The following is an 8919-nucleotide window of genomic DNA, read 5'->3' as shown; positions in this document are numbered from 1 at the left end:
GATATTTTCGCTGGTAAAGTAACGAACTGGAAAGAAGTTGGCGGTAAAGATGAGAAAATTAATGTAATTAATCGTCCAGCATCATCAGGTACTCGTGCAGCGTTTGAAAAGAAAATTATGAAAGACGTTAAGATTAATGATGGCGTAGGAACTGTTCAAGATTCAAACGGTGCAGTTGAACAAGCTGTAAACTCTACTCCTGGAGCAATCTCTTATCTTGCTAACTCATATTTAATCGGCGATAAAAAAGATGCTTTAAAAACTGTAAAAATTGATGGTAAAGAATCTTCAACTGATAATATTACATCTGGTGCATACCCATTCTATTCATATGAGTACATGATTACAAAAGGCGATGCAAAATCTCCAGTTAAAGAATATATTGAATTCATTAGTGGTGATGAATTTGCTAACAAGTTAGTTGAAATGGGTTATATTCCAGCTTCACAAATGTCAGGTTTACAATAATAATTCAATTTAAGCTGACTCAAAAGGTCTTTGACTTTTTGAGTCAGCTTTTTGTATTTCTTTTAGTATGTCAACAAAGAAGTAACTTTATAAAGTTCACTATGTGTTCGTATTTTTTTAAATATAGATCAGCACCTGAAACTACTTAAAAAGTTAAGCTACTTTTAAGTAGTTTTCTTATGTATATTTAGCAAGTTTTAATAAGCAATTAGTATTTTATCGCTACATTCAATGCCCATAAATCAATTAAACATACTACCTCTTAAAAAGATTTACAATTTCTTTACGATTGATTAAAACTTGCTTAACTTAAAAACTTTAAAGTAGAGATTGTAAGAGATAACAAACAAAAATTAAAAACAACATAAAAAATAAAAACAAACATTTTAGGGGGATTTAAAATGAAGCGTGGATTAAAATTAACATTTGCAGCAATGGCTATTACGGGTATGTTAGCAGGATGTTCTAATAAAGATGAAAAAACAACTGGCAAGACTTCAGATGATAAAAAAGTAGAATTAACAGGAACAATTGGTGCTGCAGGATCAACAGCGTTACAACCATTAGCAGACGAAGCGGCTACTGAATTTATGGCGAAGTTCCCACAAGTTTCAATTACTGTTCAAGGTGGCGGTAGTGGTACTGGTGTAAACCAAGTATCTACTGGAGCAATTCAAATTGGTAACTCAGATGTACCAGCTGCTGAAAAATTAGAAGATAAATCTTTAGCAAGTTCATTAGTAGAAGCTAAAGTTGCTGGTGTTGGTTACTCAATGGTAACAAATAAAGACGTTGGTGTAGATTCACTTACACTTCAACAAATTGAAGATATTTTCGCTGGTAAAGTGACGAACTGGAAAGAAGTTGGCGGTAAAGATGAAAAAATTAATGTAATTAATCGTCCAGCATCATCTGGTACTCGTGCAGCGTTTGAAAAGAAAATTATGAAAGACGTTAAAATTAATGATGGCGTAGGAACTGTTCAAGACTCAAACGGTGCAGTTGAACAAGCTGTAAACTCTACTCCTGGAGCAATCTCTTATCTTGCTAATTCATATTTAATCGGCGATAAAAAAGATGCTTTAAAAACTGTGAAAATTGATGGAAAAGAATCTACTACAGACAATATCGTTGCAGGTGATTACCCATTCTATTCTTACGAGTACATGATTACAAAAGGCGATGCAAAATCTCCTGTAAAAGAATATATTGAATTCATTAGTGGCGATGAGTTTGCTAACAAGTTAGTAGAGATGGGTTATATCCCAGCTTCAAAAATGACAGGTTTAGAATAATATAAAAAATGGGAGTTGGTTTTATACCAACTCTCAATCTAATTTATTAATGGATGATAGGGGTTTATCATGAATTTCAAAAAAAGGAACTTATTTCTAATTGAATACCTTGGAAGAACTCTTGTAACTTTATGTGGTTTCTTAATGATTGGTATTACAATAGCAATAATAGGATTTATTGTAAGTAAAGGAATCCAATCATTTACAGTAAATGATATATCGTTAAGTGAAATTTTGTTTTCAAAACATTGGAGTCCAAATAATGCTTCAAACCCAACATATGGTGCTTTAATCTTTATTGTTGGATCTATACTAGTATCTGTTGGTGCTGTAATTATTGCTGCACCAATTGCGATTGCATTAGCGATTTTCATGAATTTTATTTCACCGAAGTTTGGTGAAAAAGTATTAATACCTGTATTGGAAATTCTAGTTGGTATTCCTTCAGTAGTTTATGGATTTCTTGGCGTAACAATATTAGTTCCTCTAATTAGAAATACAGTAGGTGGCGTAGGGTTTAGCTTAATTGCAGGGATTATTGTGCTTAGTATCATGATTTTACCTACAATTGCAAGTATAGCATCTGATGCTGTCCGAGCTGTTCCTAGAACATATTTAGAAGCATCATACGGACTAGGTTCAACTAGATGGCAAGCAATTAAGTTGGCAATTGTACCAGCTGCAAAAACAAATATTTTAACTGCGATCGTTTTAGGTCTAGCTCGTGCTTTTGGTGAAGCGTTAGCAGTACAAATGGTAATCGGAAATACAGTTAAGTTCCCTAATGGTATTTTCGATCCAACGGCAACTTTAACAGGAATTTTAACAATGGATATGGCAAATACATTAAATGGTACAGCTTGGAATAACACTCTATGGACTCTAGCAATGATCTTACTTCTAATATCCTTCCTCTTTATACTAGTCATTCGATTAATTGGACGAAAAGGAGGATATGAATCATGATTGCAAGAAAAATGGATAAGATATGGACGGGAATACTTTGTTTAATAGCTGGTTTAGTTGTAATACTATTATTATTTTTATTAAGCGAAATTATTTTTAAAGGTTGGGGATTCTGGGACTTTAATTTCCTTTTTGGAAAACCTAGTAATATTCAAGCCGGTGGTGGGATCGGACCACAACTTTTTAATTCATTTTATATTTTAGTGTTAACATTAATTATTTCAGTTCCGATTGGAGTAGGAGCTGGGATTTATATGGCAGAATATGCAAAACCAGGTCGTTTTTTAAATTTCTTAAGATTATGTATTGAAACGTTGGCTTCATTACCTTCAATCGTAGTAGGTTTATTCGGTTTATTAGTATTTGTAACAATGACTGGATGGGGTTACACTTTAATTGGTGGTGCACTTGCGATTTCAATCTTAAATCTTCCAGGTCTAACAAGGGTAAGTGAAACAGCGTTATTAAATGTTCCTAAAACTAGTAAAGAAGGTAGTCTTGGATTAGGAGCTACAAAGTGGCAAACAATTACTAAAATTAGTATCCCAACTGCAATTCCACAATTAATTACGGGAATTATTTTAGCAGCTGGAAGAATTTTTGGTGAAGCAGCGGCATTAATTTATACTGCTGGACTTACAACGCCTATTCTAAATAATGCTGCTCCATTAAATACACCGATGAACCCGTTTAATATTTTTAGACCAGCAGAAACGTTAACAGTTCATATCTGGAAATTAAATTCAGAAGGTATCGTTCCAGATGCGCAAAGCATTGCTACAAAATCTGCTGCAGTTCTAATTGTAATGATCCTTTTATTTAATCTATTTGCTAGATTGTTTGCAAAGTTTTTAAATAGACGCTTTACAGGAGCAAAAAGATAATCAAATATGTATTTTTTAAAATCTCTATGGAAGATTCCGTAGAGATTTTTTTGTATTAGTTGGTTCTGAACTTATAATGTTGGGAGTGCTATTTTGATTAAAAATATTATTGATACAAAAGGAAAAAATCCTTTTTTTCGATAATGTTATGTAACGTTTAAAGTTAAGCGTTTTTTATTTTATCAACCTCACTAAGTAGTGTTTCTAAATGTTTTAAAATTGTCTTAGCTATTTGATGTTCTTTATTTTGCTCTAACTGTTCTTTAGCAGCTTTAGATAATTCAGCATAATCGTGATGTGAATTTTGGTTATGCTTATCATTGGCTTCTGAGAAGTTGAAGGCATTGCTAAGCTTAAGGCTTATTTCATTTTGTATGCTCTTCAAACTTTCGATTATTTCATTCATTCTTGGTACTCTCCATTTCGTTTAGTAATTTTTTTCATAGATTTATTTACATGTGACCACTAAAAATGAAGTGATAAATAGTCATATTTGAAACTAAAATCGTTTGATTTATTTGGATTTTGATACTTAAATAAAAGGATTTTACAGATTTATTTTGCTATTGAACCAATACGTTTATGATTTGTTTTTTAAAAATAATTATCCTAAAAAAACTGTTGACAAGTTTGCTTCACGTCCGTATAGTATTAGTTATTATAAAAAATATTCAGAAATATTTATCAAAACGCAAAGATCAGGAGTAGTAAAAGTTAATTATTAGGTTAAGAGAGCTGCGGTTTGGTGCAACGCAGTCCAATGATACTTTGAACTTGCCTGGGAGTGGTAAAGCGAAAGATTAGATTTAATCTTTTCTCTTGTTTTAACGAATGACCTACGTTATAAGGTTTTTAAAGTAGGGTTCACAAAAGAGCCAATAAGAGTGGTACCGCGGTAAGCTAAGGCATATCGTCTCTTTCTTCATTTGATTATGAAGAATGAGATGATATGCCTTTTTTGATTTTTGGGGAGGTTAGGATATGAAAACGGAAAAACGGAATTTACAAAGGACAATGACGTCAAGACATATTACGATGATGGCATTAGGAGGTGCCATTGGGGCAGGTTTATTTAAGGGAAGTAGTTCAGCAATTGATATGGCTGGCCCATCCATAATAATTGCTTACTTGCTAGGAGGCATCATCTTATTATTTATCTTGCAAGGGTTAGCTGAAATGGCGGTTCGCAATAGCGATGCAAGAACATTCAGGGATCTTGTCCAATCTATTTTAGGAAAGTATCCTGCTTATTTCCTTGATTGGATTTATTGGAAAATGTGGGTATTGAACATCACGGCCGAGTCAATCGTTGCTGCCATTTTCATCCAATATTGGTTACCTGACTATCCAATCTGGATACTAGCATTAATTGTTTCTGTGGTAGTTACAACAATCAACTTGCTATCAGTAAAGGTTTTTGCAGAAACGGAGTACTGGCTTGCTTTAATTAAAATTACTGTCATCATTGTGTTCATCTTGGCTGGATTAGTGCTGTTACTAGTGAATTTTGGTGATCATAAAGCAGTAGGTTTCTCTAATCTAACAGACCATGGTGGTTTCTTTCCGAATGGATCAACTGGTTTGATCTCGGCTATGCTGGTGGTAATTTATTCATATGGTGGTACTGAAATAATTGGGGTAACATTAGCAGAAACGAAAAATCCCGAAAAAGTGGTACCAAAAGCTGTTCGAAGTACATTGGTCAGAATCATTTCTTTCTATATCATTCCATTTTTCATCATCGTTAGTTTAATTCCTTGGAACAAAGTAAACGGGGTGCCTGAAAGTCCATTTGTGATGGTCTTTAAAATGATAGGGATTCCTGGAGCTGATCATATAATGAACGCTGTTGTTTTAATAGCGATTATTTCATCGATGAACTCTGGCTTATATGGTTCATCCCGCGTTCTGTATACGCAATCTGCGGACGGTCGCATTCCAAAGATCTTTTCAAGATTATCTAAAAGGAAAGTTCCAGTATACGCAATATTAATGTGTACTTCCACTTTACTTGGCGGTGTTCTAATTTCTTTATTTGCAGGAAGCAAGACCTTTGATTTCTTGATGGGATCGCTAGGATATACCGTATTATTCATCTGGTTAATCATTGCTATTGCCCATTTGAAATCACGTAAACAGTCACCTATTAAGTCAAGTGACTATGCAGTTAAATGGTTTCCATATACGACTTGGGCTGTGATCATCGCTTTAATGATGATTCTAATCGGAATCATCTTCACGACACCTATTATCGTAACGATTATTACACTTTGCATCTATCTCTTTATTACGATAACGTATTTATGGAAAAGTCGCCTTAATAAAAACTTGTAAATGAGATAGTATTCCTTTGGTCCAATAAACTTCGGGAATGCTGTTAATGTTTCGACGATACAGAAACTTAATGCTTTAGATAAGATTGAGATTTTTGCCGAGAGTAGTATTGCTGGTGTAATCGGAGCAAATGTAGATGGCGATGTTAGTACTCATTTTGAAGCTGCGAGATTTCAGTCTCCGTCCTAAAATAACAAAAAACTAGTATTGAAAAAGGCACTGACCATCAAAGTCAGTGCCTTTTTTATTTTTTTCTAATTTAATTTGCAGAAGTAATTCTTTTCTTTGGCTGAATTGCAGCCTCTGCTAGAGCTTTTGCCACTACTTTGGAGTATAGCTGTATTACTGCTTCTTTCAGGTTACTCTTCATTTCAACCTACCCCTTTTCAACGTTTTAAAATTAGGCTCTGTTAATGAAGATTGTTGATTTTCTTATTCATCTATCAGACAGTTTAGTTGAATAAGGAATTTGTAAATTTATAGTGTAAAATACATATAACATACACGAATTGGAGAAGAGAAATGGACATTGGGATTGAGCGAATTTATAGTAAGTCATTTTCTGAAAAGGGAATGAGCGACGTTATTAAATGGGAAGTACAACCAATAGTAGATCAACAATTAATAAAAATTAAATTTATTAATAAAGGATCATTACATAGGCAAGGTATTTGGTTAAGAACAGATAAGGGGATTGAAATACCAGCTCTTAATGAAGAAATCTACCCGAGTATTAATTTATGGGAAGACACTTCTCCCAAGGAGATTATTTGCAAATGTCATTCAAAAAATGGATATCTAAGTTTATACAATATCTGGGATGAAGGCGATGGAAGGGAATCACAGTCATACTCATCGGGTATGATAGTTGAAGAGAAAGACGGTATATTTATTTATTACTGCAATGACTTTGGTTTTGAAACGAATTTTGATGACTTGGTTTTTTCAATTGAAAAACTTTAAGTATCTTATTTAACTAAAGCATGCTTTAGTTGAAGAAAACACAAGTATATTATTACTAAAATATTGGCTCAGTTAAAGTAAAATGTTGATTTTTTAAATCAAAAACGACTGTCTATGATTGACAGTCGTTTAACATTCAATTTGAACTCTCTTTTTAGTTTATAGACTATTCTACGATTAATTTTCCTGTCATTTGAGTATGTCCTGATCCACAGAATATAGAACAGTGGTATTCAAAAGTGCCTGTTTTATTTGCTATAAATTCAGCACTCTTATTACCTTGAATGTTTACATTAAATGCTGGAAGAGTAAAACCATGTCCCCCATCATCACTATGAAGAGTGATTCTTACCTTATCTCCTTTTTTAACATGAATTTCTTTTTTATCATATGCAAAATCCTTCGCCATAACCTTAATATCAACTACATTTCCTGTTGTTGAATTTTTAGATGATGGATTTGCAGTTTTTGATGTTTGTACTGTGGTATCCGACTTTTTGTTAGATGTTGCATCTTTGGAAGTATTTTTAGAAGCACTTCCACAAGCACTTAACATTATTACCATCAAAGCTATTGCAGTAAATATTAATCCCATTCTCTTTTTCATAAGTAGATTACTCCTCCTAAATTTGATAACTACTAAAACTTACAATATAAAAATGAAATGAAAATCTAATGAAAATTTTCTTCTTCATCTAAATTCTACTTTAGTTCATTAAAGCGACTCGAGATCTAGTTCAAGATAATTTGAAATGAATTGGCTATTCTTTAAAATGGATAAGCAACTGAAACATCAGTCTAAATTGCGAGATATGAATTTACCATAACTATGATGTAGTTGAACAACATGATCGGCTTTATAGTCGATTTTTTTATCACGCTAAATGGCAGATTAGTAGAATAAGGAATGATAATGATGAGAATTTTATTTTGAATTAGAAGGTTATTTTTAGTCAAAGAGATAAATAGACTTTTGAGTAGAATTTATTAGATAATCAATGTTATGTAATTATATGGAGGACTTATAATGATTACCTTTTCTTTTGAAGAAATTCGGACTCAAGATAAGTTTTTATGGCTTGATTACAACCATCAATATCTAAAAGAACTTCGTGAGAGGTATAAATTAAGAAGCCTAATTAATGATGATATGGACGATTTGGCAAAAGTGAAAGCTGTAATGAATTGGGTAAATAGTTAATGGGAGCATAATGGTGAAAACGTACCCAATCACTCTGATCCTTTATATATTTTAGAGCAAGTTTGTGAATATGCAGTAGTTCTAAATGGGTGTTTAAATGCTTTGGGACTTCGCTCGAGAATATTATCATTAAAAACACAGGATTGTGAGACCAGACAATATGGTGCAGGTCACGTCGTCGTAGAAATATATATTTCTAAAATAAGAAAATGGATAATGGCAGATCCTCAGTTCAATGGTAGTTACCTATAAAAATAACCAACCATTAAATGCTGTTGAATTAGCCCTGAGCAGTAAGAGTACAGTAGTTATAAAAGAATCATTTAATGATGGCTTTTCTTACTACGATTGGATCTTACCATACCTTTTCTTTTTTACAATCAATTTCGATAACAGAGTAAACGCTGATCGTTCCTATAAAGATAAAAACAATTAATGTTAGTTCCGTTAGGTTCTCATTCTCCAAAAGTCTTTCAGCAGGTGCACTCAATTGGAGATGTTGAATACACAAATGCAGTGAGTAGAATTTATTATAATCCTACAAAATGACAGATTATCTTCATAAATATGAACCGATATTTTATGTAAAAAAGGTTAAATTCCTTCAAGTTATCTAAGTCGTATGAAGTATACAATTAATTAAGAATTATAAAATGGGTTTTTCTTGCTTCCATTGCCATCCTCATATAATTTTACTGCCTTTAGTTTTAGTTCAATTGAATAGTGTTTAAATTTTGTTCCTTTTAAAGCCATAATAGATCCCCCTATAGTAGACTGCCTATCCATTTTATCAGATAGGCTTTTTCAC

The 8919-nt window shown here is 32.8% G+C and carries 10 protein-coding genes, 1 pseudogene and 1 other annotated feature; of the genes and pseudogenes, 9 read left to right on the top strand and 2 right to left on the bottom strand.

Features of this window, described 5'->3' with window-relative positions; translation table 11 throughout:
- From COE53_RS15420 to pstA, 4 genes are all read left to right on the top strand, one after another.
- On the top strand, positions 1–468 hold a 468-nt coding region (locus COE53_RS15420), incomplete at its 5' end, for a substrate-binding domain-containing protein (RefSeq protein WP_180242435.1).
- Between the two features lie 401 nt (positions 469–869).
- Positions 870–1763, top strand: coding sequence for a phosphate ABC transporter substrate-binding protein PstS family protein (locus COE53_RS15415; RefSeq protein ID WP_069035363.1), 894 nt, complete (start codon positions 870–872; stop codon positions 1761–1763).
- Between the two features lie 69 nt (positions 1764–1832).
- The gene (gene pstC, locus COE53_RS15410) at positions 1833–2729 is read left to right on the top strand and encodes a phosphate ABC transporter permease subunit PstC (protein ID WP_091023070.1); all 897 of its coding nucleotides are present in this window, start codon (positions 1833–1835) and stop codon (positions 2727–2729) included.
- Positions 2726–3613 carry a phosphate ABC transporter permease PstA gene (gene pstA, locus COE53_RS15405; protein WP_091023072.1) on the top strand — a complete coding sequence of 296 codons (888 nt, stop codon included), beginning with the start codon at positions 2726–2728 and terminating at the stop codon, positions 3611–3613. The genes pstC and pstA overlap by 4 nt, the downstream gene beginning before the upstream one ends.
- Positions 3614–3776: 163 nt before the next feature.
- On the opposite strand, the gene COE53_RS15400 is transcribed toward pstA, so the two are convergent.
- Positions 3777–4019, bottom strand: a complete 243-nt coding sequence (locus COE53_RS15400; protein WP_069035360.1) for a hypothetical protein — start codon at positions 4017–4019, stop codon at positions 3777–3779.
- A 279-nt stretch (positions 4020–4298) separates the two neighbouring features.
- Positions 4299–4534, top strand: a binding site (T-box leader).
- 60 nt (positions 4535–4594) lie between these two features.
- On the opposite strand from COE53_RS15400, the gene COE53_RS15395 reads away from it, so the two are divergent.
- The 3 genes and pseudogenes from COE53_RS15395 (at position 4595) to COE53_RS15390 (ending at position 6910) form a co-directional block, all read left to right on the top strand.
- Positions 4595–5947 carry an amino acid permease gene (locus COE53_RS15395; protein WP_091023074.1) on the top strand — a complete coding sequence of 451 codons (1353 nt, stop codon included), beginning with the start codon at positions 4595–4597 and terminating at the stop codon, positions 5945–5947.
- 15 nt (positions 5948–5962) lie between these two features.
- Positions 5963–6136, top strand: a pseudogene (locus COE53_RS24395) (ABC transporter permease); the annotation flags it as partial.
- 333 nt (positions 6137–6469) lie between these two features.
- The gene (locus COE53_RS15390; RefSeq protein ID WP_069035358.1) at positions 6470–6910 is read left to right on the top strand and encodes a hypothetical protein; all 441 of its coding nucleotides are present in this window, start codon (positions 6470–6472) and stop codon (positions 6908–6910) included.
- Between the two features lie 166 nt (positions 6911–7076).
- Here the strand turns inward: COE53_RS15390 and COE53_RS15385 are convergent, their stop codons facing one another.
- Positions 7077–7517, bottom strand: coding sequence for a cupredoxin domain-containing protein (locus COE53_RS15385; protein ID WP_069035357.1), 441 nt, complete (start codon positions 7515–7517; stop codon positions 7077–7079).
- A 420-nt stretch (positions 7518–7937) separates the two neighbouring features.
- Between COE53_RS15385 and COE53_RS24035 the strand changes: the two genes are divergently transcribed.
- Both COE53_RS24035 and COE53_RS23725 read left to right on the top strand, forming a co-directional pair.
- Positions 7938–8111 (top strand): hypothetical protein, encoded by a 174-nt coding sequence (locus COE53_RS24035; RefSeq protein ID WP_175403535.1) that lies wholly within the window; start codon positions 7938–7940, stop codon positions 8109–8111.
- A 235-nt stretch (positions 8112–8346) separates the two neighbouring features.
- The gene (locus COE53_RS23725) at positions 8347–8547 is read left to right on the top strand and encodes a hypothetical protein (protein WP_139116382.1); all 201 of its coding nucleotides are present in this window, start codon (positions 8347–8349) and stop codon (positions 8545–8547) included.
- Positions 8548–8919 lie beyond the last annotated feature (372 nt).

It is taken from the genome of Bacillus sp. AFS029533, from assembly GCF_002585125.1.
Lineage (GTDB): Bacteria > Bacillota > Bacilli > Bacillales > Bacillaceae_G > Gottfriedia > Gottfriedia luciferensis_B.
This window is presented reverse-complemented; position numbering and strand designations above follow the sequence as displayed.

Coding starts and splice junctions, on each gene's coding strand:
- COE53_RS15415 (WP_069035363.1), top strand. CDS start 870: ATGAAGCGTGGATTAAAATTAACATTTGCAGCAATGGCTATTACGGGT.
- pstC (WP_091023070.1), top strand. CDS start 1,833: ATGAATTTCAAAAAAAGGAACTTATTTCTAATTGAATACCTTGGAAGA.
- pstA (WP_091023072.1), top strand. CDS start 2,726: ATGATTGCAAGAAAAATGGATAAGATATGGACGGGAATACTTTGTTTA.
- COE53_RS15400 (WP_069035360.1), bottom strand. CDS start 4,019: ATGAATGAAATAATCGAAAGTTTGAAGAGCATACAAAATGAAATAAGC.
- COE53_RS15395 (WP_091023074.1), top strand. CDS start 4,595: ATGAAAACGGAAAAACGGAATTTACAAAGGACAATGACGTCAAGACAT.
- COE53_RS15390 (WP_069035358.1), top strand. CDS start 6,470: ATGGACATTGGGATTGAGCGAATTTATAGTAAGTCATTTTCTGAAAAG.
- COE53_RS15385 (WP_069035357.1), bottom strand. CDS start 7,517: ATGAAAAAGAGAATGGGATTAATATTTACTGCAATAGCTTTGATGGTA.
- COE53_RS24035 (WP_175403535.1), top strand. CDS start 7,938: ATGATTACCTTTTCTTTTGAAGAAATTCGGACTCAAGATAAGTTTTTA.
- COE53_RS23725 (WP_139116382.1), top strand. CDS start 8,347: ATGGTAGTTACCTATAAAAATAACCAACCATTAAATGCTGTTGAATTA.